At 66.9% G+C, this 26,974-nt stretch carries 26 protein-coding genes; 8 read left to right on the forward strand and 18 right to left on the reverse strand.

Annotated elements, in window-relative coordinates:
* From D0C15_RS00445 to D0C15_RS00475, 7 genes are all read right to left on the reverse strand, one after another.
* A complete protein-coding gene (locus tag D0C15_RS00445; protein ID WP_116040404.1) occupies positions 1 to 1,668 on the reverse strand; it encodes a PhnE/PtxC family ABC transporter permease in 1,668 nt (555 codons plus the stop codon).
* Positions 1,665 to 2,432, reverse strand: a complete 768-nt coding sequence (locus tag D0C15_RS00450) for a phosphonate ABC transporter ATP-binding protein (RefSeq protein WP_116040405.1) — start codon at positions 2,430 to 2,432, stop codon at positions 1,665 to 1,667. The genes D0C15_RS00445 and D0C15_RS00450 overlap by 4 nt, the downstream gene beginning before the upstream one ends.
* Positions 2,432 to 3,352: a putative selenate ABC transporter substrate-binding protein gene (locus D0C15_RS00455; RefSeq protein ID WP_211323033.1), complete on the reverse strand. Its 921-nt coding sequence runs from the start codon at positions 3,350 to 3,352 to the stop codon at positions 2,432 to 2,434. The genes D0C15_RS00450 and D0C15_RS00455 overlap by 1 nt, the downstream gene beginning before the upstream one ends.
* Positions 3,349 to 4,311: a selenoneine biosynthesis selenosugar synthase SenB gene (gene senB / locus D0C15_RS00460; protein WP_245975509.1), complete on the reverse strand. Its 963-nt coding sequence runs from the start codon at positions 4,309 to 4,311 to the stop codon at positions 3,349 to 3,351. Before senB ends, D0C15_RS00455 begins: the two co-directional genes overlap by 4 nt.
* Positions 4,308 to 5,588: a selenoneine synthase SenA gene (senA, locus tag D0C15_RS00465; protein WP_211323035.1), complete on the reverse strand. Its 1,281-nt coding sequence runs from the start codon at positions 5,586 to 5,588 to the stop codon at positions 4,308 to 4,310. The genes senB and senA overlap by 4 nt, the downstream gene beginning before the upstream one ends.
* A 93-nt stretch (positions 5,589 to 5,681) precedes the next feature.
* Positions 5,682 to 6,743 (reverse strand): class I SAM-dependent methyltransferase, encoded by a 1,062-nt coding sequence (locus D0C15_RS00470; protein WP_245975493.1) that lies wholly within the window; start codon positions 6,741 to 6,743, stop codon positions 5,682 to 5,684.
* Positions 6,744 to 7,002: 259 nt separating this feature from the next.
* Positions 7,003 to 7,545 carry a carboxymuconolactone decarboxylase family protein gene (locus D0C15_RS00475; RefSeq protein ID WP_116040406.1) on the reverse strand — a complete coding sequence of 181 codons (543 nt, stop codon included), beginning with the start codon at positions 7,543 to 7,545 and terminating at the stop codon, positions 7,003 to 7,005.
* A gap of 274 nt (positions 7,546 to 7,819) precedes the next feature.
* Here D0C15_RS00475 and D0C15_RS00480 point away from each other — a divergent pair, with 274 nt between their 5' ends.
* Complete coding sequence (locus tag D0C15_RS00480; RefSeq protein WP_116040407.1) at positions 7,820 to 8,203, forward strand: hypothetical protein; 384 nt, start codon at positions 7,820 to 7,822, stop codon at positions 8,201 to 8,203.
* Between the two features lie 17 nt (positions 8,204 to 8,220).
* Here D0C15_RS00480 and D0C15_RS00485 read toward each other — a convergent pair whose 3' ends face one another.
* The gene (locus D0C15_RS00485; protein WP_116040408.1) at positions 8,221 to 9,036 is read right to left on the reverse strand and encodes an alpha/beta fold hydrolase; all 816 of its coding nucleotides are present in this window, start codon (positions 9,034 to 9,036) and stop codon (positions 8,221 to 8,223) included.
* 263 nt (positions 9,037 to 9,299) lie between these two features.
* Here D0C15_RS00485 and D0C15_RS00490 point away from each other — a divergent pair, with 263 nt between their 5' ends.
* Both D0C15_RS00490 and D0C15_RS00495 read left to right on the forward strand, forming a co-directional pair.
* The gene (locus tag D0C15_RS00490; protein WP_116040409.1) at positions 9,300 to 9,863 is read left to right on the forward strand and encodes a YceI family protein; all 564 of its coding nucleotides are present in this window, start codon (positions 9,300 to 9,302) and stop codon (positions 9,861 to 9,863) included.
* A gap of 83 nt (positions 9,864 to 9,946) precedes the next feature.
* Positions 9,947 to 11,302, forward strand: a complete 1,356-nt coding sequence (locus D0C15_RS00495; RefSeq protein WP_116040410.1) for an MFS transporter — start codon at positions 9,947 to 9,949, stop codon at positions 11,300 to 11,302.
* On the opposite strand, the gene D0C15_RS00500 is transcribed toward D0C15_RS00495, so the two are convergent.
* From D0C15_RS00500 to D0C15_RS00510, 3 genes are all read right to left on the reverse strand, one after another.
* Positions 11,276 to 12,070 (reverse strand): class I SAM-dependent methyltransferase, encoded by a 795-nt coding sequence (locus D0C15_RS00500; RefSeq protein WP_116040411.1) that lies wholly within the window; start codon positions 12,068 to 12,070, stop codon positions 11,276 to 11,278. The genes D0C15_RS00495 and D0C15_RS00500 overlap by 27 nt on opposite strands.
* Before the next feature lie 73 nt (positions 12,071 to 12,143).
* Positions 12,144 to 13,793, reverse strand: coding sequence for a radical SAM protein (locus D0C15_RS00505; protein WP_116040412.1), 1,650 nt, complete (start codon positions 13,791 to 13,793; stop codon positions 12,144 to 12,146).
* Positions 13,794 to 13,954: 161 nt separating this feature from the next.
* Positions 13,955 to 15,172 carry a bifunctional alpha/beta hydrolase/OsmC family protein gene (locus D0C15_RS00510; RefSeq protein ID WP_116040567.1) on the reverse strand — a complete coding sequence of 406 codons (1,218 nt, stop codon included), beginning with the start codon at positions 15,170 to 15,172 and terminating at the stop codon, positions 13,955 to 13,957.
* Between the two features lie 254 nt (positions 15,173 to 15,426).
* On the opposite strand from D0C15_RS00510, the gene D0C15_RS00515 reads away from it, so the two are divergent.
* The 4 genes from D0C15_RS00515 to D0C15_RS00530 all read left to right on the forward strand — a co-directional run bounded on the left by D0C15_RS00515 (position 15,427) and on the right by D0C15_RS00530 (position 17,701).
* Positions 15,427 to 15,789, forward strand: coding sequence for a DUF427 domain-containing protein (locus D0C15_RS00515; RefSeq protein WP_116040413.1), 363 nt, complete (start codon positions 15,427 to 15,429; stop codon positions 15,787 to 15,789).
* Positions 15,790 to 15,806: 17 nt separating this feature from the next.
* Positions 15,807 to 16,163: a glutaredoxin family protein gene (locus tag D0C15_RS00520; protein ID WP_116040568.1), complete on the forward strand. Its 357-nt coding sequence runs from the start codon at positions 15,807 to 15,809 to the stop codon at positions 16,161 to 16,163.
* Between the two features lie 98 nt (positions 16,164 to 16,261).
* Positions 16,262 to 16,819, forward strand: coding sequence for a protein disulfide oxidoreductase (locus D0C15_RS00525; RefSeq protein ID WP_116040414.1), 558 nt, complete (start codon positions 16,262 to 16,264; stop codon positions 16,817 to 16,819).
* A 6-nt stretch (positions 16,820 to 16,825) separates the two neighbouring features.
* Complete coding sequence (locus D0C15_RS00530; RefSeq protein WP_116040415.1) at positions 16,826 to 17,701, forward strand: cytochrome c biogenesis CcdA family protein; 876 nt, start codon at positions 16,826 to 16,828, stop codon at positions 17,699 to 17,701.
* Between the two features lie 87 nt (positions 17,702 to 17,788).
* Here D0C15_RS00530 and D0C15_RS00535 read toward each other — a convergent pair whose 3' ends face one another.
* The 4 genes from D0C15_RS00535 to D0C15_RS00555 all read right to left on the reverse strand — a co-directional run bounded on the left by D0C15_RS00535 (position 17,789) and on the right by D0C15_RS00555 (position 20,436).
* Positions 17,789 to 18,478 carry a CDP-alcohol phosphatidyltransferase family protein gene (locus D0C15_RS00535; RefSeq protein ID WP_211323037.1) on the reverse strand — a complete coding sequence of 230 codons (690 nt, stop codon included), beginning with the start codon at positions 18,476 to 18,478 and terminating at the stop codon, positions 17,789 to 17,791.
* 130 nt (positions 18,479 to 18,608) lie between these two features.
* Complete coding sequence (locus D0C15_RS00540; protein ID WP_116040416.1) at positions 18,609 to 19,166, reverse strand: peroxiredoxin-like family protein; 558 nt, start codon at positions 19,164 to 19,166, stop codon at positions 18,609 to 18,611.
* A gap of 195 nt (positions 19,167 to 19,361) precedes the next feature.
* Entirely contained in the window at positions 19,362 to 20,024 is a 663-nt protein-coding gene (locus tag D0C15_RS00550; RefSeq protein ID WP_116040418.1) for an alkylmercury lyase family protein, read from the reverse strand.
* Between the two features lie 46 nt (positions 20,025 to 20,070).
* Positions 20,071 to 20,436: an ArsR/SmtB family transcription factor gene (locus D0C15_RS00555; RefSeq protein WP_116040419.1), complete on the reverse strand. Its 366-nt coding sequence runs from the start codon at positions 20,434 to 20,436 to the stop codon at positions 20,071 to 20,073.
* Between the two features lie 124 nt (positions 20,437 to 20,560).
* On the opposite strand from D0C15_RS00555, the gene merA reads away from it, so the two are divergent.
* Positions 20,561 to 21,997 carry a mercury(II) reductase gene (gene merA / locus D0C15_RS00560; RefSeq protein WP_116040420.1) on the forward strand — a complete coding sequence of 479 codons (1,437 nt, stop codon included), beginning with the start codon at positions 20,561 to 20,563 and terminating at the stop codon, positions 21,995 to 21,997.
* A gap of 48 nt (positions 21,998 to 22,045) precedes the next feature.
* On the opposite strand, the gene D0C15_RS00565 is transcribed toward merA, so the two are convergent.
* The 3 genes from D0C15_RS00565 to D0C15_RS00575 form a co-directional block, all read right to left on the reverse strand.
* Complete coding sequence (locus tag D0C15_RS00565; protein ID WP_245975494.1) at positions 22,046 to 24,211, reverse strand: HelD family protein; 2,166 nt, start codon at positions 24,209 to 24,211, stop codon at positions 22,046 to 22,048.
* 92 nt (positions 24,212 to 24,303) lie between these two features.
* A complete protein-coding gene (locus D0C15_RS00570) occupies positions 24,304 to 26,742 on the reverse strand; it encodes a heavy metal translocating P-type ATPase (RefSeq protein ID WP_116040421.1) in 2,439 nt (812 codons plus the stop codon).
* On the reverse strand, positions 26,739 to 26,957 hold the full coding sequence (locus D0C15_RS00575) for a heavy-metal-associated domain-containing protein (protein ID WP_116040422.1): 219 nt from the start codon (positions 26,955 to 26,957) through the stop codon (positions 26,739 to 26,741). The genes D0C15_RS00570 and D0C15_RS00575 overlap by 4 nt, the downstream gene beginning before the upstream one ends.
* Positions 26,958 to 26,974 lie beyond the last annotated feature (17 nt).

Consider the following 26,974-nt stretch of genomic DNA (forward strand, 5'->3'; position numbering starts at 1 on the left):
CTAACGGAGTGCTCGACGCAGGGCCGCACTGGTGAGGTCGACGGCGAACGTCAGAATGATCAGTGCGGCCAGAGTCGTGAACGCGCCACCGTAGTCGAAGCTGGCGAGCTGGTGGTCCAGCAGCAGCCCGAGGCCACCAGCACCCACCACGCCGACGACCACGGTATCGCGGACCGTGACCTCCCAGCGGTAGAGCCCGTAGGCGACGAAGCGAGGTACGGCCGCGGGCAGCACTCCGTAGCACAACACCTGTGCACCCGAGGCGCCCTGCGCTCGCAGAGCACGCAGCGGCCGGTCGTCGAGATTCTCCGTCGTCTCGGCCATCAGCCGGCCCAGCACGCCCATGGTGTAGACGCCCAGAGCGAGCGCGCCGGGAACGATTCCCGGGTACAGGACGAACAACAGCAGCAGCGCCCATACCGGTGCCGGAATGGCCCGCAGAATCACGAGTACGAGTTTGCTCGCCATACGCGACAGCCCCTGACCGGCACGACCGATCCTGCTTCGGCTCGATCGCCTGCCCGCAGCGGGAATCGCGAGCAGGGCCCCACCGGCGAACGCGACCATGACCGCCAGGATCGACATGGCCACAGTGACCCCGGCGAGTTCGAGGAGGCCGGTCATCCCTCCTTCGGCCAAGTGGGGCGGCCACGCCTGGGCCAGCAGTCCCATGCCCGATTCCCACACCTGGCCGCTCCAGAGCGTGGCGAGGTCGAGGCCGACCCACCACACGGAAAGCCCGATCAGCACCGCCCCGAACAGCAGGGACCCCGCCAGCACCGGATCGTGACGGAGCGCGAGTCCACGATCCCCCGACCTGCGGGCACGAACCCTGGAACTCCAGTAGTCCGCGGCGACACTGAGCAGAATCAGTGCGTAGAGCAGGGTCCAGATCTCCTCGTAGCGCAACGCCTGGAAGCTCAGTGCCAGTTGGAACCCCAGTCCCCCTGCACCGACCAGACCGAGGATCGCCGCGCTCCGGATGGCGCATTCGAACCGGTAGAAACCATAGGAGAGAAGATCACCCATCGCGGGCGGAAGCAGTCCGTACAGGATCGCCGAACGACGCCCCGCTCCCCCGCCGAGCAGGGCGATGTACGGCTTGCGGGAGGTCTCGTCGAGCAGTTCCGCGAAGACCTTCGCGGTGACAGCGCCGAACGGGATTCCGATCGCGAGAACCGCCACGATCGGGTCCAGGCCGAAGATCGCCAGAAAGAACAGTCCCCAGACGACCTCGTGGATGCCACGGGGTACGACCAGCGCCGCCCTGGCGAGCCCCCAGCCCACCGCCGACCGCCGACGGTTCGACCACCACCAGACCTGGGAACCGAGAACGCCACCGACGATCCCGATGACCAGGCTGAGCGCGGTTCCCAGTACCGCGTAGGCGAGCGTGGTGAGGGCGGCGGTCGCGGTCAGAAGCAGGAACTCTCCGTCCAGCCTGGGCTGGAGGGCAGCGCCGAAGAACTCCAGGAACTCGGATCCCCCGCCCTTGACCACCTGCTCGGTGCCGATCCCCGAAGCCAGTACGGAGACGGCCATGGCCAGCGCGATCAGCAGCCCCCACACCCACCTTCGCCGTGAGCGCCTTCGCGGACCGGCCCCCTTGCCCGCGGCCGGACGGGGCGAACGCTCGAGGGCTTCCGTGCGTGCGGTCGTCAGAGTCATCGTGGTTCCCGCTCGAACGCGTACAGGTCATCCACTTCGGACTCGGTCAGGTCCACCCGGGGCTTGTCGAAAACGATTCGCCCGGCTCGTAAACCGATGACGCGGTCGAAGGACGCCAACGCCATGGCGACGTCGTGCAGACTCGCCAGCAACGTCACTCCCGCGTCCATCGAAAGGTCGATCAGCAGGTTCATGATTTCCTGGCCACGGGCGGGATCCAGGCTGGCAACCGGCTCGTCGGCCAGGATCGCGGATGGCTGCTGCAGCAGTATCCTGGCGATGGCCACCCGCTGCTGCTCGCCACCCGACAGGTCCCCGGTCCGCTCGTGGAGCTTTTCGCTGATGCCCACCCTGTCCAATGCCGACTGGACGCGGTCGACATTCATCGGCAGCAGCAGGGACAGCGCGGCTTTCCAGAACGGCCACGTGCCGAGCATTCCCGCGTTGACGTTGTGTACCACCCGGAGCTGGTCCACCAGATCAAACCGCTGATGGATCGTGCCGATCCGCCGTCGCGTCGCCCGCGCACGGCGTGGCGACGCATGGGCGTAGTCGCAGCCGAGCACACGGACCTGACCTTTGGTGGCGACGGCGGTACCGTTCAGCAGTGCGATCAGGGTGCTCTTCCCCGCACCGCTCGGTCCGATGATCGCCACTCGCTCACCGTTGCCGATGGTCAGCTCCACGTTCGTGAGCGCACTCGTGTCACCGAAGCGCACATCAACGGACCTGAGCTCGAATACCTTGTCGTCCGCGGAGTCCATCAGTTCAGCAACCCGAGCGCGCGGGCGACCGACTCGATCTGTGTGTAGTTGGCTGCCTCGGTCGGAATGAAGCGATTCGCCTGGAAGAGGTCGAGGATCTGGCGGCCGGCTTCGTCGCCGTCCATTCCGAGGAGGGTTTCGGTCACGCGCTGCGTGAAACCGGTACCAAACCGTTCGTCGAGGTCCGGGCGCGCCAGCCAGTGGTAGTCGTGATACGGCGGTGTCCGGAAGACTTCCCGAACCTTGTCGGTGTCGATCTCACCCGCGCGGACCCGTTCATCCCACACCGCCGCGTTGAGCGTGCCCACCTGGTAGCTGCCTGCCTCCACCAGCTTGGCCGTGGCATCGTGCGATCCGGAGTAGCCGACGTTCCCGCTGAACTGTCCCGGCTCGACTCCCGCCTCCGAGAGGAAGTGTTGTGGCATGAGCCTGCCCGAAGTCGACGTCTCACTGCCGAACGTGAACGAGTGGCCCGCCAGCGCCCGCAGGCCGCTGACATCGTCGATCTGATCGATTCCGGTGTCCGTGCCGGCGACGAAGACACTGCGGAACGATGCGTCGATATCGCGCTGCGCGATCGGTAAGGCTCCCGGTACCTGCGCCCGCGCCTGGACACCGGTCAGCCCGCCGAAGAACACCAACTGCAAACCGCCCTGCCGAAACGCGGTCACCGACGCGGTGTAGTCCGTCACCGGGACATAACGCACCGGTACACCAAGCCGGTCACTGAGGTACTCCGAGACCTCGCCGTACGTCCGCTGCAGTTCCTGCGGATCCTGGTCCGGAATGGCTCCGATGATCAGCGTGCCTTCGCGGGATGCCGCGTCGCCGCGCGGATCTCCGGGCGAAGACGCACAACTGGAAGCGAGCAACGCGATCGCCACGAACACCAGCAGTCGATGCATACTCTCCCTCTTCATTCGACGACGGGAACGGACAGTTCGTTCAGCAGGGACGCCCAGGCATCGCGTTCACGCCGGGGATCGATCGTCGTTCGCAGGCGGTCACAACGATCCCAGAGTGCACCGTAGAAGCCCCCTCGGTCGACCTCTGCCGCAAACATCAGCTCCGCCAGGCCTGCCGTGTCGCCGACGGCGAAGTACCCCGGGTAGTCGTCGCCGAGCAGGCCCTGCGACCCCGCAATGGCCGACGACAACACCGGAACCCCCGCCGCCAGTGCCTCGGAGATGACATTGGCCCCGCCCTCGTGCTTGGAGGTGACCAGCAACAGCTGAGACCTGGCCAGCACGGAAAGGGCATCCGCCCTGTCGAGGGCGCCCAGCCATTCGTACTTCGGGTTGTCCCTCGTCTCGCTCCTGGCCCGCTCGACGAGTTCGGGTTCAAGGCCGGCGCCGGCGTGCGAGACCCGGATCCGCGATCGCTCGGGCAGCATTCGCGTGGCCGCGGCGGCGCGCGACGGGTCCTTCACAGCACGCAGGTTCGCGAGCACCGCGACCTCGAAGACACCTGGCCGTGGCCGTCCACGCGGTATCGAAGACATCGATTGGACCATCACTGTCGCGCGAGCACGGAGGGTGATGTCGAGTTGCCGTAGTCCGTGTGGCTGCAGCACGATCAGCCTACTGGCGATCCGCAGGACCGCGGGATCCACACCGGCGGCGGCAAGATCGGGATACAGGTCGGTTCCGGTCAGCGCGACCACTACCGGCGCGGCCGGGTGCTCGGCGTGGAACGCCCGAATCGCCGCCTCGCTCTTGCGGGCATGCAGCGCCACCAGCGCCGCGTACTCACCGCCTCGGTACCGCTCGGCGACGTCCACTTCATGACCGAGCGCGCGCAGAATGCCCGCCCACCGTTGTACCGTGACACTGTTTCCGTTCGTCGCGGCCGACGTGGCTGGACTGACCAGCAGAATCATCGCGCACACGTACGAAACCCCGCGAGTACGTCGCGGCGGTCGGGTGTGAAGTAGTTGCGCATCGTGGAGCGCAGGTAGCGGCCGCGGGTGGCCCATCCCCCGCCGCGCAGTACTTTCCGCCGGCCGAAGAACTGCTCGGAGTTCTCGTGGTAGGCGTCTCGTTCGAAGTTCGGGTATGCGCGGAAGTCACTGGCCGTCCACTCCCATACGTTGCCGATCAGCTGCCTGCAGCCGTCGGTCGAATCGCCGGCCGCACAGGCACCCACGTGGATGGGCCCACTGGACTTCCAGTCCGTCGCCGCCAGTGTGTGCGACGGCGGCCGCTCGCCCCAAGGATAGGTGTCTTTGGGCCGGGCACCGGCGGTGGCGGCGAACTCCCACTCCGCTTCGGTCGGCAATCGCCTGTCTGCCCATCGGCAGAACGCGTCCGCCTCCCACCAGCTGACATGACTGACCGGCAAGTGTGGTTCCAGCTCGACCCAGGTATCGAACTGCCTGCGCTGCCAGCCATTGTCGCTTTCACGCCAGTACACCGGATGCCGAGCCCCGGTCTCGTTCAGCCACTGACCACCGTCGGACCACAAACCGGGGGTTCGGTACCCGCCGTCATCGACGAACTCGGCGAACTCGCTCTGGGTGATCGCCGCACGCGCCATCTGGAACGGTGCCACGTCCACGGGATGCGCCCACTTCTCGTTGTCGTAAACGAACGCGTCCGACCTCATCGCACCCAGCAGATACCGTCCCCCACTGAACTTCACGTCCCCCCGCCAGTCGTCCTCGGGCGCGGGGAAGGACGATCCGGCGTCGGTCAGCCCAGGCAGCACCGGCATCGGCAGACCGAGAGTCTGCCGGGTGTGAGTCAGCGCTTCGCTGTGGGTGTCGTGGTGGTGGACCGTGTACCGGGCGAAATGGCGGACCACATCGGTCGAGTCACCCGCCGTCACCTCGTCGGCGACCCGCTGCGCGACCGTGCGCACATAGCGGAACGTCTCGTCCCGGTCCGGCAGAACCAGGCGCCACCGGGTGTCGTGCGGGATCGCCCCCGAGTCATAGATGGCGTCGCCGAAGGACAGGATCGGTGCGTGTCCACACGCCCGGCGCAGCACGAACAACTCCTGGAACCAGGCGATATGACCGATTTCCCAGATCAACGGGTTCACCGTGGGCAAGAGCGGCCCCGTCAGTTGCTCGTCGGGCAGATCGGCGATCAGCTCCAGTACGCGCCGCGCACCGTCGAGCGTCCACGTCGCCAGTTCGTCATCCGAAACATTCACGCGGGCCACGTTAAGGTGCCGAAGCCATCCGGGCGCGTTCTTTGTCAGCACGCCGACACAGCTGATCGTCAGCGGGCGCCCCGGTCCGGGCAGTCACCGCTGCTGCGTCCGCACCTCGTCCGGCAGGTGGGCGACGACCCTGCGTAACGGGAGTGGCAGCCACCGGCCGGGTCGCGCCCAGTTGCCCAGCATCCGTCGGGCCGCAAGAATCCGGCCCTGCCGAATCTGTGGCAGATACAAGCTGTCCACCAGCAGCGCACCCTCGGACCGATCCGTGACCGCGCGCCGAAAAACCCGCCGGTCGTCGGAGTCGATGACGAATCCGTGCGCACGAAGAATCGCGGCGAGACCGTCCTGGGCCTGCGGATTCGGCCACGGCTGAGTACGTATTCCCAGTACCCGCATCACTCGCCACCAGCGAAACAGGCCGCGTGCTATGCCCAGCCTCGAAGGCACCAGTGCCACGAACACGCCGCCGGGGCGCAGTACGCGCTGCACCTCGCCAAGCACAGCATCCAGCGGGGTGAGCACCTGCAACGACATGGCTGAGCACACGGTCGCGATCGTGTCCTCGCCCATCGGCAGGGCGTCCGCACGCGCTCGGACGAGCGGTCCCCTGCCCACGCTCGCGCCGAGGGCGAGCTCTCCTGCCGACGCGTCCACGCCGAACCAGCGAGCCTGCGCGAGCAACGGACGGGTGGGAGCGGAGCCGCAGGCGAGGTCAAGGATCGGCCCTTCTGTGTCCCGCAGTGGCTGTACCAGCCAGCTGTAGGGCGTCGCATGCTTGCCCGCGACCGATCGGGTCAGCACGGCCTCGGTGATTCCAGGCCGTTCGTCGTGGTATCCGGCCAGGTAGGCGGGCCAGTCCGCCGCGTCGGTACGTACCCGGCGGGCCAGCAGAAAGCCGATGCTGGCGACGACGAAGGGCACGGCGTAGTTCACCGCCACCCGGGCCCATGTGCCGGTATCCGCCGTGCCTTCGACGATCACCGTGCCCTGATTCACCAGCGACAGCACGGTGCCGACCACCACGGCCACCGGGACAGCCGTTCGTGCCGTCCGGCCACGGGCCACCAGCAGCAGCGCGTCCCTTGGCAGTTCCCACGAGCAGCGTTCACACATGTCGCCGCCCGCGTGCTTGCAGACCTTGCCCACTACGCCGCGCTCCGATCGATCAGCGGGCCACCAGGACGAGCGGAGACGCTTCGATACCGGTCTTTTCGGACCGCCATCTCCTGTCCAGGCACACAGTCGCCGACAACCCGCCCGCGCATTGTTCCCCTCCGGCCGGATTCACTGTCACAGGTGACGTGGAGCGACGGCCTCGACCACGGAAGGGACGGATGCCGAGATGGGTGTCGTTCCACATCCAGGCATCCGTCCCTTTCAGCCGGAACGGTTCCGGTCCCCTGGCCTACAGCCCCGGCGCGGCGGGGATGTCCAGTTCCGTATGGGCGTAGTGGTTGAAGTAGTTGGTGAAGAGGTTCGTGGCGACGTGGACGAACAGTTCGGCCAGTTGCTCGACGGTCCAGCCTGCGTCCAACGCCTGCTGCCAGGTGCCCTCGTCGACCTCGCCGACCTTTGTGGTGATCTGCCGCGCTACCGCGAGCAGTGCGTCCAACTCGCGGTCGGAGGTCGCCTCACCGGATCGAATGGCCACGGTCTCGTCCAGGGTCCACCCGGCCTGCCTTGCGCCGCCGGTGTGCGCGGACTGGCAGTAAGCGCAGTTGTCGGCGTTACCGACCACGAGTGCGATGGCCTCCTGAGCACGCGCATCGAAGCTGCCGTGTTCGGCGATGGCCTGCTGCAAGCCGGTGTAACCGGCGAGCACCACCGGGGCGTGCGCCATCTCGCCGTGGATGTTTAGCACCTTGCCGAACTTCGCCTCCAGCTGCCGCAGGGTTTCCTGCGATCCCTTGGGAGCGTCATCCACGGAGTGCACGGGTATACGGGGCATCCTCGATCATCCTTTCTCGTTGGTACTCCGGCGTCAACGCCGGCCTGCACCCGCCCGATGGCGCGACTGTCATCGAACGGACAGTGTTGACCAATGCCGGTGCGCCGACCGGCGGCCCTGCCGCGGGTGTGACACGGATGAGCGGGTGTGAAACTGGTTGCCGAGCCCGGAACCGCCGGAGGAACTGCCGGAGTTTGTCCGGTACCTGACACTGTCCGTGCGGTCCGGTCGAGCACTGCGCTGAGATCGTCCCGACCGGACCGGAAGGACCACTGTGACCACCTCCGAACAGCAGACCTCTTCGACTTCGAGTACGCGATCCGACAAGCTGCCCATGTGGCGGATCGGCCTGAGCGGCGGACTGGTCGGCATCCTCTGCTGTGTCGGTCCGACGGTCCTCGCGGTGCTGGGGATCGTCAGTGCTGGCACCGCGTTCGCGTGGGCGACCGATCTCTACGACGGCTATGCCTGGCTGTTCCGTCTAGGTGGGCTGGCAGTGCTGGCGCTGCTGGTGTGGTCGTCCCTGCGGCGGCGTTCGCAGTGTAGTGTGGCAGGAGTACGTCACTGGCGGTGGCGGCTGGCAGGTGTACTCGCTATCGCCGTACTCACCTACGTGGCGCTGTACGCACTCACGACCTGGCTCGGAACCTTCGCCTGACGGTCCGATTCGGACAGCTAGCCGATTTCCCCGAGCACTTCCGTGACAGCGGAGGCGATGCGGTCCGGATGGTCCTCAGGAGTGAAATGTCGTCCGCGCTCGATGCGACTCAGCTCGCATCCGAGGTCCCGGGCCATACGCTCGCCGTAGGACACCTTCTGGAACTGATCCGCGTCGCCCCATACGACGCGGGCCGGAATACCCAGCTCTGGCAGCCGAGGGGCTACCGCCAGGGTGTCGCGGACATCGAGTGCTCGCACCTGGCGCAGGAGGCTGCGGGCGCTACCGTGAGCGGCGTAGTGCCGCCAGTGCGTGCCGATCGACTCCGCCGCCATCGCCTGGTCGTCGTGACCACGCCTGAGCAGGGCCACGAACATCGGGTACATCGCCACGTCGGGCAGCAGCCGGAGGACACTGTCCGCGCGTTGCATCATCCGCACGCTGGGTATGGGCCACGAGTCGTACCCGATCGAGTTCGTCAGGACGATTCCGGCGACGCGATCCGGTTCGCGTACCGCCAGGGTCTGCACCACACCTCCGCCGAGATCATGGCCGACCAGCACGACCCGATCAAGGCCGAGGTGACGCAGCCATTCCAAGAGGTAGTCGGCCTGCCGCGCCACGGAGACATCCCGATCAGCACCGGCGGGAATGCTGCCGCCGTAGCCGACCATCTCCCAGGCCAGTCCGCGTGCGCCGGGCACGAGGGGTATCACGTGCCGCCACAGCTCCGGCGAGGTCGGAATGCCGTGGACGAACACCACGGGTGTTCCTTCCCCCTCCTCGATCCAACGCATCGGCATAGTCCCGACGTGCGAGCTGGCCTCGAACATGCCCGCTCCTTTCCGGTCTCAGGCGCCACCGTAGTCCCGCACCCCATCGGCCGCAGTCCGTAGTGGAGCGACTCGGGATTCGGATGAAACAGCGCCTGCCCGGGACTGTGTCAGTTTTCTGACAGTCCGCCGAATCAGGTGTTTGGCCCGTGGCCACACCGTCGAACCAGTCGGAATCACTCGTTCCGACCGTAATGCGGTGACACGGACTACGGAGTAGATTGAGAGTTCAATCGTTCACGTTCCCGGGAAAGGATTTGGGCATGTCCTCAAGCACGACCGGCGTCGATCTCAGCGGCACCTACGACCTGGACCCCGCGCATTCCAGGATGGGTTTCGTCGCCCGGCACGCGATGGTGACGAAGGTCCGCGGTGCGTTCACCGAGTTCGACGGGCAATTGCATATCGACGGGCAGGATCCGACGAAATCCAGCGGACGGTTACGGATCACGACCACCAGTATCGACACCGGCGTGCAGCAACGCGACGAGCACCTGCGCAGCAACGACTTCTTCGACATGCCCACCTATCCGGAGATCACCTTCGCCAGCACCACCGTCGAGCAGGTCGACGGTGAGAACTACCGGGTTACCGGGGATCTCACGATCAAGGACGTCACCAAGCAGGTCACCCTGGATGTCGAGTACACCGGATCGGCACTCGATCCGATGGGGAACAACCGGATCGGTCTGGAGGCCACGACCACCATCAACCGCAAGGACTGGGGCATCACCTGGAACGCGCCACTGGAAACGGGCGGGGTGCTGGTCAGCGACAAGATCGTCCTGGACATCGACATCTCCGCGATCAAGCGCTCCGACGGCTGATCCGCGCGCGTCCGGACGGGGTGGCCGGAGTACGCGGCCCCGGAGCCAAGTGGAGACGTGGATGACGGACCTGGCCGGACGCCGTGGCTGCTGATCGCGAACTACGAACTCTGTGGCGCACACCGGGTTTCGCCCGCCTGCTGTGGGTACGGGTGGTGTCGCTGACAGCCGACGGGCTGTTCCAGACCAGTCTCGCCAGCGCTGTCTTCTTCAACCCGGAACGGGCTACGACCGCGGCTCAGGCAGCGGCGGGATTCACCGTCCTGCTGCTGCCATACAGCCTCGTCGGGCCGTTCGCCGGACCACTGCTCGACCGCTGGCGACGTACCCGAGTACTGGCGATCTGCAATCTCGTTCGCGCCGCACTTGTGCTTGCGGTCGCGGTGTTGCTCCTGGTCACCGGCCCGAGTGGTCCCGCGTTCTTCCTGACCGCGCTCGCCGCCGTCAGCGCGGGTCGGCTGCACAGCGCCGCGGCCTCGGCTGCCCTGCCTCATGTGGTCGCCGTGGATCGACTGGTGCTGGCGAATTCCGTGTGGACGGTCTCCGGCCTGGCCGGAGGAACCGCGGGAACCGTTCTCGGGCTCGCTGTCCGCCATATCGGGGATGCCGGCAACGGGGCCGCCGGCCTCTCGGCCCTCATCGCGACCGTCGTGTACGTCGCCTCTTCGTCGCTGGCGCTCACCTTCGCCCTGGACCAGCTCGGGCCGAGGCGCGCGGCCGGACCCGCTCCACGCATCCTCGTCGATACCGTGCACCAACTCGTCGACGGGGCACACTACGTGGCGCGACGACGTCCCGCCATGGCCGCGCTCGTGGCCGTCGGCGCGCATCGTTTCCTCTATGGCCTCTCGACCATCGCCACGCTGCTGCTGTACCGGAACTACTTCACCGACGCCGGATTCCTGCGGGCCGGACTCGCCGGGGCCGCCCAGGTCGTCGCCGCCGCAGCGCTCGGCACGCTCCTCGCGGCGATCGTCACCCCGGCGATCACCCGGCGATGGTCCTCGCGCTCCTGGATAGTCGTCCTGTTCGCCCTGGCCGCGGTGGTCCAGGTCGCGCTGGGGCTGCCCTACCGGATGGCCCCGCTGCTCGTCGCGGCCGTACTCCTCGGAGCGGTCGCCCAGGGCAGCAGGATCTGCGTCGAGAGCATCCTGCAAGCCCATATCGCGGACCACGTCCGGGGCAGGGTCTTCTCCTTCTACGACGCGCTGTTCAATGCCACTTTCGTCGCCGCCGCGGCCGCGGCCGCACTGACCCTGCCGGACAGCGGCAAGTCCTATCCCGTCCTCGCGTTCATCGCCGCGGGCTACGCACTGACCGCCGCCGGCTATGCCCTGGCCAGCCGTCGTCAGACCGAATCGCACCCTTCCGCACTTTCCCGGGAAAGTGCGCGAACTGAGTCTAGCCGGCGCCTAACGCGGTTTCTCGGCGACGAGTAGTGCGTAGCCGATCTGGCCGTCCTCGACGGCCTTCCTGGCGAGGGCCGTGTAGCGCAGAACGGCTTCGACGTCGACTCCTGCTTCGGTGAGGCGGGTGGGTGCTGTCATGCGAAGCAGTCGTATCCGAGCGTCGATCTCGTCGATCATCCGGGTGAGTGCGTGGTCGTGATGTTCGGTGTGGATGGTGTGTAGCCCGGCCTGCCGCAAGATCTCGGAGTATTCGTCGAGCGGGCGAGCGTCGGCGATGCATGCCACCCAGGCCGCGAGCGTGGTCAGGTCACCGGGCAGTCCGTCCTCGGCGAGGACGACGTCGGTGATCCCGACCCGGCCGCCGGGACGCAGGACCCGGGCGATCTCGGCAGCGGCGGCGTGCTTGTCGGGAAAGGTGCAGAACGCGCATTCACAGATCACCGCGTCGAACTCGGTGCCGGACAACGGCAGGCGTTCTGCGTCGCCGAGGTGGAACCGGGCCTTTGCGGTCAGGCCCGCGTCGCCGGTCAGCTGACGGGCCCGGTCCACGCTCGCCTGGCCGAGGTCGACGCCGTCGACGATGACGTCGTAGTCGGTGGCGAGCAGGCGGGCAGAGGCTCCTGGCCCGGCTGCCACATCCACCACACGTTGCCCACTGCGCAGCCGCAACCGCTCGGCCATCCGCCGGGTCAGCGACGGGCCACCGGGGTGATAGGACTCGCCGAGCAGTAGCGCTACCGCGTCGTTGCCGTAAGTGGCCGCACAACACGCCTTGATCTCCGCTGGAGTGTTGCTCATGCCCCTTGCCTCACTCGCCGGCAGGCTGCCCATCGCTCATCGCCGTACCCGGTTCGCTCACGGTGCCGATCGCTCACTGCTCCACCGCCGGGCGGCCGACGTTGGTGGCGTCCGGCGCGACGACCGCCGGACGCCCATTGCCACCGCCGTTGCCATTGCCACCGCCGTTGCCAGTGGCGGTATCGGGGGTGCCCACGACCTTCGAGCCGTAGGGTGAATCGACCACGAGGGGCTGGAGTTCGATGGCGTTCGGCACGACTCCGGCGACCTTGACCCCGGACATCTGTTCCCGCACCTGCTCACGATAGCCGACGGAGTTGTAGGCACAGAACGGAATCATCCGCCCGTCCGGGGTGATCTCCTCGACGCAGCACTTCATCAGTTGTTTGACGTTGAGGGTGTACGGGTCCTGGAAATCCTGTACGACGATCATGAATGCGCGGTCGGTCAGATCCGCCAGCGCCGCGGGCAGGTTCACCCCGCAGGCATCGGCACAGTCCAGCGCCTCCGCCGTGATCCGCAACTGTTCCTCGGAGGTCTCCGTGCCCATGAACGCCGACGCGCTCCACAGCTTCTCCAGTGCCTGGCGCACCGCGTAGTCGGGCACCACTCGGTTTGACACGTAGTCCAGGTAGTCCTCCACCCGGATCAGCCGGGGAATCGGGACGACCCCGAAGTCCGGTTCACCAGGGGTGCCCTCGGCGAGCAGATAGGTGATCGAACGACACGTGGGAAAGCAGCAGGGCACCGGGAAGAAGTCGTCCTTGCGGAACCAGTCCGGGCGTTGGTCGGTGATCAGCCTGATCACGTCGGGATTCGTCAGCCGGGTCAGCGGGTCGAACTCCACATGCCTGCCCGAATGCGTGACCGGCTGGAACGACACCGACCGCACCGCGGGATGCGCCAGCCCGAACTCGACGATGTCACCCAGCTCGTGCTCGTTCAACCCACGTTCGACGGCGGCCACCAGCGTCACCGTCAGCCCCACCTCGGCGCAGTTGTCGAGGGCCTGCCGCTTGCGCGCACGCAGGTCCTTGCCCCGGATCTCGCGGTGCGTGCGCTCGTCGAAACCGTCGAACTGCAGATAGATGTTGATCGACTTGCCACCCCGGCCGTTGCGTTCGGCCAACGCGGCCACGAACCGCTTGTCCGTCGCCAGCCGGATCCCGTTGGTGTTGAGGTTGACGTTGCGAATCGGCTTCGCCTGGGCCAGATCGATGAAGTCGAGAATGTGCTTGTGGATGGTCGGTTCCCCACCGGAGAACATCACCACCTCGGCCTCGCCCTCGGACTCCACGAACACGTCCAGCATCCGATCGCACTGCTCCAGCGTGATCGAGTAGCCATCGGGCTGATGCCCGGAATCGGCGAAGCAGATCGGGCAGTCGAGATTGCAGTTCGTGTTGACCTCGATGATCCCCAGACACGCATGTTGCTTGTGCTCCGGGCACAATCCACAGTCCGAAGGGCAGCCGTCCTTCACCTCGGTCTGGAAGGTCAGCGGAATCGTCCCCGGCTTGTTGAACCGCGCGGAATCCAGATACGCCTGCGCGTCGCTGTACACCAGAGCCTCGAACCAGCCGTGCTCGCGGCACCGTTTGCGCAGGTACACCTTCTCGTCACGAATGTTCACCTGAGCGTCGACAACCACCTTGCACACCGGGCAGATGCTCTTGGTGTACTCAAGAAACACCTCGTCCCGATCCTGCTTCTGCTCCGCCACTGGCCGCTCCTGCCTCAAGTCAAGCGATCGGGTTCAGCTTGTACTCCACCAGTGGTGGCGGTCCCTCGCAGCCCCAGTGTCAGCAGACCGACACTGTGCAGGGCCGGGCCGAGGTGCCGGCTAAACGACCGGCGTCACCGCGGGCACTTCGCTTTGGCGGGTCATGGTGTCGCTGTGCTCGTCTCGATGACGACCTCGGAACGTAGTGTCCGGTGTACCGGGCATTTGTCGGCGATGTCGAGCAATCGCTGTCGCTGGTCCGCGTCGAGGTCACCCTCGAGGTGGATGATCCGGTCGATCCGGTCCACCCTGCCGGTCCTGGTCCCACACTCCGCGCAGTCCTCGGCATGACCACGCGAGTGCCGCAGGGACACCCGCACCCGGTCCAACGGCCAGTTCTTACGCTGGGCGTACATCCGCACCGTCATCGACGTGCAGGCACCGAGCGCGGCCAGCAGAAGGTCGTAGGGCGAGGGACCACTGTCGGCCCCGACCGGTTCCGGCTCGTCGGCGACCAGCACATGTGAGCCCGCCGTGATGTGCTGCCCGAACGGGCCGGCACCGCTGTCGGAGACCACCACACGACCCTCCTCCCGGTGGTGCACCCGGGCGGTGTCGGCGTCGAAGGCATACCGGCTGGCCCACGCCGCGAGGACGGTGGCGACATAGGTGGCATCCCCGCGGTCGGTGAGCAGGTGATCGGCGCCGGGAACCGCGACGAAGGACTTGGGATGGCGGGCGGTGTCGAAGATGCGCCGGGCGTTGTCCACCCCCACGGTGTCGTCGGTGGGCGAATGCAGCACCAGCAGCGCCGCGTCCAGTGTCGCGATGCGATCGGCCTGCGGCTGGGTCGCGGTGTCGTCGAGGAACTCCCTGCGCAGGCGGAACGTGCGGCCCGCCAGGCATACCTCGGCCTCGCCGTGCCGTTCGATCTCCGCCCTGCTGTCACCGAGCAGATGCGTGACATGATCAGGGCTGGCCGGAGCGGCGATGGTCGCCACCGCCCGCACCTCGGGAATCCGATGCGTCGCGGCGAGGACCGCCGCCCCACCGAGCGAATGTCCGATCAGGACCGCGGGCGGCGCGAAATGGTCACGAAGATAGTCCGCCGCGTGCACCAGATCGGTGATGTTGGCACTGAAATCGGTATTCGCGAACTCCCCACCCGACTGCCCCAGACCGGTGAAATCGAAACGCAACACCGCGATCCCGAACTCCGTCAACGCCCGAGAGATCCTGGCCGTGGCGAAGCCGTCCTTGCTGCAGGTGAAACAATGAGCGAACAACGCATACGCCCGCGGCTCCGTATCCGGAAGGTCCAACCGCGCCGCGAGACGCACACCCCCCGACCCCGGAAAGTCGATCTTCCTGCTCCGCATCGCCGCCAGCTCCATTCCTATGCCGTTCGGAAGGCCCCAGACCGGTAACCCACACAGAGACCAACCACACGCCACACACAGACATCCACGACTGTCACGAAGCAGACAATTGTCGAGGTAATCGCGAGCAGCCATCCGCCAAAACCCCTTGCCGGGTGCTCCCTCGTCGACCGGTGATGTCACCTCGCTGACACTCTCCATTCTTTACCGGTGGGCCGCTGTTGGAATGGCCACACAGCAGCGAGGAGGCCGAGATGCTACGAGCGGTATGGCACGGGATTGTCATCGCGGAGACGCCACGGACGGTCCGGATCGAAGGGAATCACTATTTTCCACCGGAATCGGTGGACAAGAAGTACTTCGTGGCGAGCAAGAGCAGAACTCTCTGCCCCTGGAAGGGTGTCGCCAACTACTACGACCTGAAATCCGGGCAGCGGACCAGCTCCAATGGCGCCTGGTACTACCCGCACCCCAGCCCCATTGCCCGCCGGATCAAGAACCACATCGCCTTCTACGATGAGGTGCGAATCGACGGTGAGCGCGAACCCGGTCCCGAGAACGGGAACGGGTTACGTGGAGCACTCAGCAAGCTGTTCGGCCGTAACGAGGCGCCGTGACCGACGGAGGAGATGTCATGAGCACGGAATCGACCGGGGCGGCGGACCTTGGTGAAACGACCGCGATCGAGTTCTACTTTCGGCCGGGGTGCCCGTTCTGCAGCGCGCTCCGGCGTCCACTGCGACGCAACGGCCTTCCCGCGCGGGAGATCAATATCTGGGACGATCCGGCAGCCGCCGCGAGGGTGCGCTCGGTCGCGAACGGCAACGAGACCGTGCCCACTGTGTTCATCGGCAAGCACGCACTGGTCAACCCCAGCTACCGCGAACTCGATGCAGCGGTCCGCAAATACGCACCCGAGCTACTCGAACAGACAGAACCGGCCGAATCCCGGCCGAAACGGGCGCTGTGGCCGTTCCGCCGTAGAAGCTGAACTGTTTCCCGGCCATCTGGGTCACTTCGCTGACACTTCGGCTTACCCCGGACGTCCGGGTCTGCTCGACTCACCGGCAACCCCTTACCCCGAAGGAGATGCCGGTGAAGGCTTACGTCCGTACTCTCGGCCTGGCTCTCGCCACGGCCGCGGTGGTCGCCAGTTGTGGCACGAACCCCGGCGGAGGTGAACAGACCGGTACGTCTGCGGTCAGCGGCGAACAACGCCCGGCTTCGGACAACGCCTCGGTGGCGGAGGAACTGCGGTTCACCGCTAAGACCATCGAAGGGGCGGAGTTCTCCGGCGAGAGCCTGGCCGGAAAGCCCGCCGTGCTCTGGTTCTGGGCACCCTGGTGCCCGGTGTGTCAGCGCGAGGCGCCGGACGTGGCCGAGGCGGCCCGGACGCATCAGGACATCTCCTTCGTCGGGGTCGCGGCGCAGGACGAGGTGCCGGCCATGCGTGAGTTCGCCGACACCTACAAGATCGGCTCGTTTACCAACCTGGCCGATACCGAAGCGGCGGTCTGGCAACGGTTCGGGATCACCGCCCAGCCCGCGTTCGCGTTCATCAGCGCCGACGGCGCCGTCGAGGTGGTCAAGGGCACGCTGTCCGCGGAGGACCTCACTGCCCGCCTGCGGCAGTTGACGGACCAGTAAACAGCAGTGGATACCGAAACGCTGGGCTTCGCACTCGCCGCCGGCCTGGTCGCCGCGCTCAACCCGTGTGGCTTCGCGATGCTGCCGAGCTACCTGACCCTGGTGGTGCTGGGCAACGGTGAACAACGAAACCGTTCGGCCGCCGTGCTGCGTGCGCTGGTCGCCACTGCCGCGATGGCCGCGGGGTTCCTCGTGGTGTTCGCCGTATTCGGGTTGATCGTTGCTCCACTGGCCAGTGAGGTACAGCGATATCTGCCGATCATCACCATCGTCATCGGTGTCGCGCTGATCGCGCTCGGAGCCTGGATGCTCTCCGGCCGGGAGATCACCCTGCTGCTTCCCAAGTCCGGAAAGGGCGCACCGACCGAGCGGCTCGGCTCGATGTTCGGATATGGCCTGGCTTACGCGATCGCGTCACTGTCCTGCACCATCGGACCGTTCCTTGCCGTCACCGCCGCGACGTTCCGCGGCGGTTCCGTGCTCGAGGGCGTGTTCGCCTACCTCGCCTATGGCATCGGCATGACCGTCGTCGTCGGCGTACTCGCCACAGCCATCGCGTTGGCAGGTGCCGCCGTCACCGCCCGTGCGCGACGAGTCCTGCCCTACGTGAACAGGGCGGGAGGTTTCCTGCTCGTCATCGTCGGCCTCTACGTGGGCTACTACGGGATCTACGAGACCCGGCTCTATCTCGGCGAGGGCGACGCCGCCGACCCGGTTGTCGAGGCGGCCGGAGCGATCCAGCAGACCCTGGCACGATGGGTCGACACGGTTGGCGTTCTCCCGTTGGTGCTGGCACTCGTGGCGATTGTGCTCGGCGCCGTCGCGATCAGCCGGCGCAGGGCGCGCAGGGCACGCAGGACCGCTACGCCCGCACGGAACTGACATGTTCGGCCCTGCGCCCGCCGTCAATGGTCGTTCTGGCTGACCAGCACCGCATTCCGGATCCGGTCGCTCTTCTCGCCTACCGCCCTATGGCCGGTGCTGACCAGGCCGGCGCAGGACTGCGCGGATGGCGAGCACGGCCTGCAGCAGGGCCGCCGGACGAAGCAGGATCGGCCGTGGAGCATCCACCATCCGCCCGCGGCCCACGCTGACGCCGGTCACCGTGAGCACCGGTGCCGCCCAGGCGAGCAACGCCACGGCCCGCAGTCGCCGGCTCGGCTCGTGCCGGACCGCGACCCAGGACCAGAACGCGGCGTCGGCCAGTGAGTCGGCGGCAGCTCCGAAAGGTGACGTGTCCTCCAGCGCGCGGGCGAGACGCCCATCGGCGATGTCGGTGGCCAGCGCGAGCGCAGGCACCCACCGTCCCGCGGCGAATACAGGCAGGTTGGCCCGAACCAGTGTCAGCACGGTCGCGTAACCGATCGAGCGGCGGTGCTCCAGCAGGCCAAGGTGGCTGGCTGCCAGCAGCCAGCTGACCAGGGGCCACCGCCGCCTGCCCCGGCCGGCGCTCGCCACGAACAGCAGGTGCAGCGCGGTGAGCTCGGCCAGCGCGCGCTGATGCGACCGGGCCTGACCCACTGATCTCAGGCCGGCGTGGGCCAGCAGTCGGCCCCAGGCCCGGGGCCGCCACCGTCCGGCGCGTACCTCGGTCAGCAACTGATCGGTCGCCGCGCGACTGTCCGGTTCGTCAACCAGCCGCCGGACCGCAGGCTTCACCCGGCCTCCAACGATGCCTCCGTAGTCGGACCCGTCCACCGCACTGGGTGGCCGCTGGACCTTGAACGTCGTTGCCCATGAACCATTCGGCGACCAGCCCTCCGTGCCCGCGAGGCGGCGCGGCTCGGCGTCAGCCGGCGAACCGTTGCGCTGACAGGGTCAGCAACTCGTCGACCGACCATTGATCAGCGGCATGCGCCCCGTACTTTCGAGCGACGATCCTGCCCTGGGGATCAATCAAGAAGTCAGCGGGTAAACCCAGATGCTCATCCCGGCCGATGGTGCCACGGAGGGAACGGGCAGCGGCGACACCTCGGCCGAACGCCAGCCATGACCGGGGATGCAGGATCGACCGGAACGACGACTCCACGCCGAACTCGATGTACAACCGTTTGCGGGGATCCGCCACCGCGGCGAACGGGAGCTCCGCCTGGTACTGCCGCATCGTTTGAACGTCGGAATGGAACACGACGAGTTCGCTGATCCCTGCCGCGGTGATCTCCTCGTATCTCTGGGCCACCGACCGGAGATGGACATTGCAGATCGGGCAACCGGAGAACCGGCGGAACTGCAGGTGCGTCAGCGACCCTGGATCAGGCAGGCGCACACTGTCGCCATGAATGGTGGCCAGCTCCCGTGACACCACCGCGTCGCCGATACCGAGCCTGGCACCAACTCGGCCGTTCATGCCGTGCCCGGCAGGTCGATAATGGCCAACTGCTGCGACGCCACCGGCTGCTCCCCTGCTTTCGCTCGATCGTGCTTGTCCGAGATTTCACCAGGACGCTCGCCGATTCGCAGTACGACTGTCAGCCTCCCGACATTCAGCGATCTTCGACCGGCCAAAGTGAAGGTCTCGGCCGCGGCATACGAGCGCTTCGCATCAGGGCCCATCGGCGTGGCCGGCCCGCTCCAACAGGGCACCGAACTCGGCGACGCCACTGGCGAGGGCCTGGTCCTGATCCAGCAGGAAGCCGGATACCTCAGGATTTCGGGTGACCCAGTCACGGGCGGCATCGGATGAGGTGAAGAAGTTGATGTGCCCGCAGGTGCGGTCCACCGAAGGGCCGCAGGCATCGCCGGTACCGCCCGCGAAGACCACCGCGGTTTCGGGGTCCCAGCGCGCGGAGTCGCGGTCGACGCGGACACTCACGGCGCGGTCTGTGTCGGGCTCGGTGCTGGTGACGGTGACCGGCACGTCGAGCATGGCGGAGATCCCGAGGGCATCGACGGCACACATGGCGTACACCTCCGCGCCGCCGTCCCGGATGATCCGGTGCCTGGTCGGGATCGGCGAGAACGGGTACGCGGCACGGATTTCGCCGTTCTCGCCGAGGGCGACGAGGTCACATTCCGTCAGTTCGCCCAGAGCGGCGGCGGGATCGATACCCGCGCTGTCCGCCCTCCGCTCCCATTCCGCACGCATCGGCGCGCGGCCGGTCTCGGCGAACGAGTTCAGCACCATATGGTGCAGCCGTCGTGCCGGGTGAGTGAGCACGGTAGCGGCACGGCCCTTGTTCAGACTCAGATCAGGCAGCTCGGTCATCGCGACTCCTTCTCTCGTGGTGCGGGCGTATCAGTCTTTCGCTGGCTCAGGCTCCGGAGGTGATGCGCATGCAGGCCGCAAGGGCGGCGGCATTGTCCGCGGCCAGAGATCGTGCCTGCAGCACGAGATCCGCCACCCGTGGATCGGTCACCGAGTAGTAGGCGAACCTGCCCTGTCGGCGCACCTGTACGTATCCGCAATCCGCCAGGCAGGCCAGGTGGGTGGACACGCGTCCCTGCGACAGCCCGACGTGGGCCACGCACTCGGTGACGCTGTGCTCGGAGTTCAGCAGGAACTCCAGCAGCCGCAGACGCGCCGGGTCCCCCAGTGCACGGAAGAACTTGGCCATCAACTCCACGCCGTTGGCCTCGGCGGGCAGCAGCGCCGCCGTGGGCTCAGGTACCGCAGCCATAAGCTCGCGTCCTCACATCCTGTATACGACGTATGCGGATATCAAAATATTACGCTAGCATCGTCGTATCCGCTAGACCGAATGCGTTGGCGGTGGCCAAGGAACCGTGGAGAGGGGCACCGGCATGCGATACGACCTGGCGATCATCGGCTCGGGCGGAGGCGCGTTCGCCGCCGCGATCGCGGCTCGCAACAAGGGCCGCACGGTGGTGATGATCGAACGCGGCACCGTGGGCGGCACCTGTGTGAACACTGGATGCGTGCCGTCGAAGGCGCTGCTGGCTGCCGCCGAGGCGCGCCATGTCAGCCTGCACGAGCGGTTCCCAGGCATCGGTGCCGGCATCGGTGTCACCCCGGACGGCGCCGACCTTCCCCAGCTCGTCGAGGCCAAGCGTGAACTGGTGGATTCGCTGCGGGCGGAGAAGTACACCGACCTGGCCGCCGAATACGGCTGGGACATCCTCGAAGGCAACGCCACCTTCGACACCGACGAAAACTCCGGCCCGCTGCTCCGAGTCGACCTCGCGACCGGCGCCGTGCGGACGGTGACAGCCGAGCACTTTCTCATCGCCACCGGATCCACCCCGTGGACACCCGCGATCGACGGGCTCGGCGCGGCCGGCTATCTGACTTCCACGAGCGCGATGGAACTCGACACCCTGCCCGCTTCGATGGTCGTGATCGGGGGCAACGCGATCGGCCTGGAACAGGCGCAGCTGTGGAACCGGCTCGGGGTCCAGGTAACCGTTGTGGAAGCGCTGGATCGGCTGGCTCCGTTCGAGGAGCCCGAGGTTTCCGAGTCCATTGCGGACGCATTCACCCGCGAAGGCATCGGCGTGGTCACCGCCGCCACTGTCACGCGCATCGATCGGGACGACACCGGCTACCAGGTCACGCTCGTCGGTGCCGACAGTGGCCCCGGCCTGCTACGGTCCGAACAGTTGCTGCTCGCCACGGGCCGTCACCCGGTCACCACCGGACTGAACCTCGAGGCCGTCGGTGTCAAGACCGGGCAACGCGGCGAGGTGGTCACCGACGAGCACCTGCGCACCGACAATCCCCGGATCTGGGCCGCCGGCGATGTCACCGGACACCCGCAGTTCGTCTACGTCGCCGGTGCCCACGGCACCCTCGTCGCCGACAACGCCTTCGATGATGCTGGCCGGACCCTGGACTACCACCACCTGCCGCGAGTGACCTTCACCAGCCCCGCCATCGCCTCGGCAGGATTGACCGAAGCCCAGGCCGTCGAGCAGGGCCACGTCTGCGAGAGCAGAGTCCTGCCGCTTCAGTACGTGCCCCGCGCACTGGTCAACCGCGACACCCTCGGGATGATCAAACTCGTGGCTGATCGCGACACCGGCAGGCTACTCGGCGCGCACGTGGTCGCCGAAGGCGGCGGAGACGTCATCGCCACCGCCGTCTACGCCCTGGGCAACGAGATGACCGTGCGGCAGATGGCCGACCTGTGGTGCCCCTACCTGACCATGGCAGAAGGCCTCAAACTCGCCGCGCAGACCTTTTCCCGGGACGTGTCCAAACTGTCCTGCTGTGCCTCCTGAGCGCCGAGTTCCTGGGTCCCTGGGCCCCTGGGTCCCGGCGGCCGGCAATCAAGCCACCGGCGCCTCCGTCGCGCGGTCGTCCATCCTCGCCGTCTCGGTGTCATCGACAGCGAGACCGCTGGTCGGCTCCTTGGTGAAGGCCAGGAAGTGCGAAAGCGGTCCGTCGTGGGTCAGGTGTAGCTCGTGCATGGCCCTGGTGCAGGCGATGTAGAGCATGCCCCTGTCCATTTCGTTGGCGTAGTTCGCGTCATTCACGTGTGGGACGATCACCGAGTCGAACTCGAGCCCTTTGGAGATGTGCGCTGAGGTGACGATGACTCCCGCGGCGAACGCTGTGCTGTCGTAGTCGAGGAAGGCCAGTTCGACACCGGCGTCGGACAAGGCGCGGTAGAGCGCTTCCGCCTGGCCGACGGTCTTGCAGATGATGCCGAGGGAGCGGTGGTCGCCGCGGGAATGCCGTTCGATGAGGCCCTGGATCTGTGTCTCCTGCTCCCGTTGTTCGGTGCAGGCGATGATCCGGGGTGGCAGTCCGTGGCGCGCGATCGGGACGAGCTTGTCGTTCCTGGAGATGTTCTGGGCGAACTCGGTGATCTCGGCGGTGGATCGGTAGCTCTTGCACAACTCCAGTGAGTCGGCCTCGGGAAAGATGCTCTGGATCGTCGACAGGGACGAGGAGCTGAACGGGTTCACCGACTGGTTGGCGTCGCCCAGGATCGTCATCTTGCAGGAGAAGAGTTCGCGCAGCACCGCGTACTGGACAGGGGTGTAGTCCTGCATCTCATCGACCAGGAGATGACGGATGTGGCCATAGTTCTCCTGCCGGGCCGTTCTGATCATGGTGTAGATCAGCGGGAACACATCCGCGTACTCGATCTTCTTCCGGCCGAGCGGCTGGAACAGCCCGCGGCGGGCGGGATCGGAGTAGAACGCCTTGTAGATGGCGAACGCGTCCTTGTAGGCGAACATGGCGCGGACCTGTTTGCGGACGCTGGTGGTGTCGGCGGCCGACCATTTGCCACCTCTGTCCCGCGTCTTGTTCTTCAGCAGGTGCACAGCGGTGTTGGCCACATGGTCCAGTCGCGTGAAGACCGGCAGCGCCCGGGACTCCTCGAACGCGTCCGCGACCCAGTCAGCGGAGAGCCGTTGGGTCTTTCGCTCGATCTCTCCTGGAACGAATTCCTCGTCCGCGCGCGAGGTGATCCACGCGTCGAGGTCAGTGACGAACTCGGGCGTCGCCTTGTAGCGCATGCGCTCGGCCGCCGCCTCGTCGACGTGGTCGAGCAGCTTGACCACCTGTTCGCTGAACGTCTCGTATTCGGTGACCTTGGCCAGGAACCTGCCGGCGATCCTGTCGAAGTCGATCTCCGCGACCTGCTCCTCCCCCAGTTCGGGCAGCACGTCGGCGATGTAGTCCCCGAACACCCTGTTCGGCGACAGGATCATCACGTTGTCCGACGAGAGGGTGTCCTTGAACCGGTAGAGCAGGAACGCCACCCGGTGCAGCGCGATCGACGTCTTCCCCGAACCGGCCACACCCTGCAGGATCAGTACCCGCGCGGTTTCGTTGCGGATGACGGCGTTCTGCTCTCGCTGGATGGTCGCGACGATGTTCTTCATCCTGTCATCGGCGGACTCACTCAGCTCCCGCTGCAGGACCTCGTCGCCGATGTTGAGGGCACTGTCGAACATGTACTTCAGGCGCCCATCCTGGATCTTGTACTGGCGCTTACCGGTGATCTCACCAAAGGTAGTGCCCTTCGGAGTGCCGAAGAACGCCTCTCCTGTCTCGAAGTCGTAGTAGAGACTGGAAACAGGAGCACGCCAATCGTGGATCACGATCTCCTGCGTCTCCGGATCCGAGAAATTGTGCACCCCGATATAGAAGGCACCGCCCACCGCGTGGCCATTCCCACGGAAGTCGACACGCCCGAAATACGGCGACTCCAGCAACCGCTCGACCCGCTTGCGCAACATCACCGCATGCTCGGCCAGACGCACTGACATATCGACTTCACCACGGTAATTGGCCTTCTCGGCGAAATCCATATCCCGCAGGTTCGTCCACAGGTGCCGCTTACGCTCCTCGATGCTGCGCACGGAGCCGTCGATATCGCCGGTCAAACGCTCCAGTTCCGCTCCCAGCAACTCCAGCGTCTCCGCCAGATACCGGCGCTCGCGTTCTTCATCTCGTGCCTGCGCGCCCGTCAACGCCACCTCCGGCCATCACAAGTCTACCCTCACGTTAGGGTAGGGTACTTGGTGCGGAGCTGGAGTTCACCGGTGGGCGGACCCGCCCACCGGGCTAGCTAGTTCGCTCGTCCTCGCCCTCCCACGCTGCCGATGGCCTGGAACAACAGCGACGGCCGGGTGCCGACGGAGTTGACGAAGATCGTGGTGACCGACGCGGCCATCGCGATCATCGCCCACACCGGATGGACCAGGCCGGTGGTGGCGAGCGGAACACCGATGCCGTTGAAGGTGAACGCCAGCACCACATTGGTGCGGGTACGGCGGTAGGACCGGTCGCTGATCCGCCGGGCGTCGAGCACGGCGGTGACCTCATCGCGCAGCAGCACGATGTCCGCGGATTCGACAGCGATGTCCGTGCCGCCCCCGGCGGCGATGCCGACATCGGCCTGCATCAGGGCGGGGGCGTCGTTGATGCCGTCACCGACCATGGCCACCCTGACGCTGTTGGTCTGCAGTTCGCGCACGATCTCGGCCTTGGCCGCCGGCCGCACTGCGGCCCGCACTCGCGTGATGCCGAGTTGGCCGGCCACCCGGCGGGCCGCGCGCTCGTTGTCCCCGGTCACCAGTACCGGCTCCATCCCGGCGTCCCGCATGCGGGCGACCGCCTCGACGGCGTCGCCGCGCAGCTCGTCGCCGAGCGCGATCACCCCCTGGGCCACGGCGTCGACGGCGACGACGATCACGGTGTGCCCGGCGGCCTGCGACCGATCGATCCACCCGGTGAAGGCCGCGAGATCGACACCGGTGTCCGCGAGGAAGCCGGGCTGGCCGACCAGTACCGTCTGCCCGCCGAGGGTGGCGCGGACACCGGCGCCGGTGACCGAGACGAACTCGTCGGCCTCGGGCACCGTCAGCCCGCGCTCGCGTGCGGCGGCCATCACGGCACGGGCGAGCGGGTGCTCTGAGGGGTTCTCCGCACCGGCGGCCAACGCCAGCAACGCATCGGTGTCGCCGTCACGGGCCTCGATTCCACGAACGGCCGGGCGCCCCTGGGTGAGCGTGCCGGTCTTGTCCAGCACGATGCTTCGCACGAGCCGGAAAGTCTGGAACGCTTCGCCGGTGCGCATCACGATCCCGCGGTCGGCGGCGGCGCCGGTGCCGCGCACGATCGCCAGCGGTGCGGCGATGCCCACTGCGCAGGGATAGCCCATCACCAACACCGACAGCGCGGCGAACACTGCCCTGCGCACGTCCGGTTCCCCTGCCAGTGCCCAACCGCCCGCCAGCCAGGCGAGCAGGGCAACCGCGGAGATGGCCAGCACCGTGGGGGTGTAGACCCGCAGCACCCGGTCGACCAGGTGCAGGATGCCGGGCTTGAGTGCGCGGGCGTCCTCCACATGCCGCACGACCTGGGCCAGGAAACCTTCCTGGTGGTTCGCGGTGACCTCGATCAGCAGACTGCCGGTGCCATTGATCGACCCACCGATCACCTCGTCACCAGGGCCCGTCTCGATGGGCACCGGCTCACCGGTCACCAATGCCAGGTCGATCGCGGAGGACCCCGACCGGATCCGCCCGTCCAGCGGGACGCGCTCGCCGGGCCGCACCCGCACCAACTGCCCGATGACCACGTCCTCGACCGGTACCTCGGACACGCCGCGATCCCCGACGAGACGAACCAGGTCGGGTTGCAGGTCGAGCAGCTTCTTGACCGACTGGCTGGAGCGGGTCTTGACCAGAAGCGACAGCCATTCGGAGAAGATGTGGTAGTTCGCCACCAGCACCGAAACGGCGAAGAACGCCGCCGTCGGAAACCCCGGCAGGACACCGCTCAGGCCGATGACACCGCCTGCGATTCCGGCGAATGCCCCGATCTCCAGCAGGACGTGCTGATTGAGAATGCCGCGACGGGCGGACTGGTATGCCATCCGCAGGATGTGCGGGGCCACCACGAGCACCACCCCGACCGCCAGCGTTCCCGCCAGCCATCCGATCAGCGGCTCGGTCAGCACCTCGCCCGCGCGTAGCACCAGTGCCACCACGGCAGGCGTCACCATGGCCACGGCACCACCGAAGGCTCGTGCGGTTCCGGCCGAACGGAGCAGCGCGAATGACACCGGCACCATCAGTGCCACCACCGACGCGGGCACCAGCACCGACCAGATCCCGGTGACCGTGGCGATGAGCCCGATAGCCGTCAGGCTCGCCGCGATCGCCGCCAGCAGGCGGCTGCCCTCCCGAACGAGATCGCGCTCCTCATCCTCGAACGGGCGCAGCTTGCGGGGGTCATAGACCTCGTAGCCGATGTCGCGCAGCGTCTCGAGGATCTGCTCCGGCGAGACACGCCGGGGGTCGTAGTCCACCAGGGCCTGTTCGTGAGTCAGGCTCACCGCCACCGTGACCACGCCGTCCATCCGGCCGAGTGCCTTCTCGATCGTGCCCGTACACAATGAGCAGTGCAGGCCCGCGATCCGCGCCCGGATTCGCTCGTGCCCAGGCGTCGCACTTGGCTCCGACGCCCACAACCGCGGGCGCTGCTCGGTCACCGGGCTCATCGCGGCGTCTGCTCGGTGACGCGGAAACCGGCGGCCTCGATCCGCTGCACCGTCACGTCACGACTGGCCGCGGAGTTGGCGCGCACCTCGACCCGCCCAGAGGTGTGATCTGCAGTGACGCCGGTGACGTCATCGATGCGGCGCAGCACGCTGCCGATCCGTCGTTCGCACCCCGTGCACGACATCCCCTCGACCTGCAAGACCCACGATTCCATCACGGGCTCCTCTACGT

The sequence above is a fragment of the Amycolatopsis palatopharyngis genome (assembly GCF_003385185.1).
Taxonomy (GTDB): domain Bacteria; phylum Actinomycetota; class Actinomycetes; order Mycobacteriales; family Pseudonocardiaceae; genus Amycolatopsis; species Amycolatopsis palatopharyngis.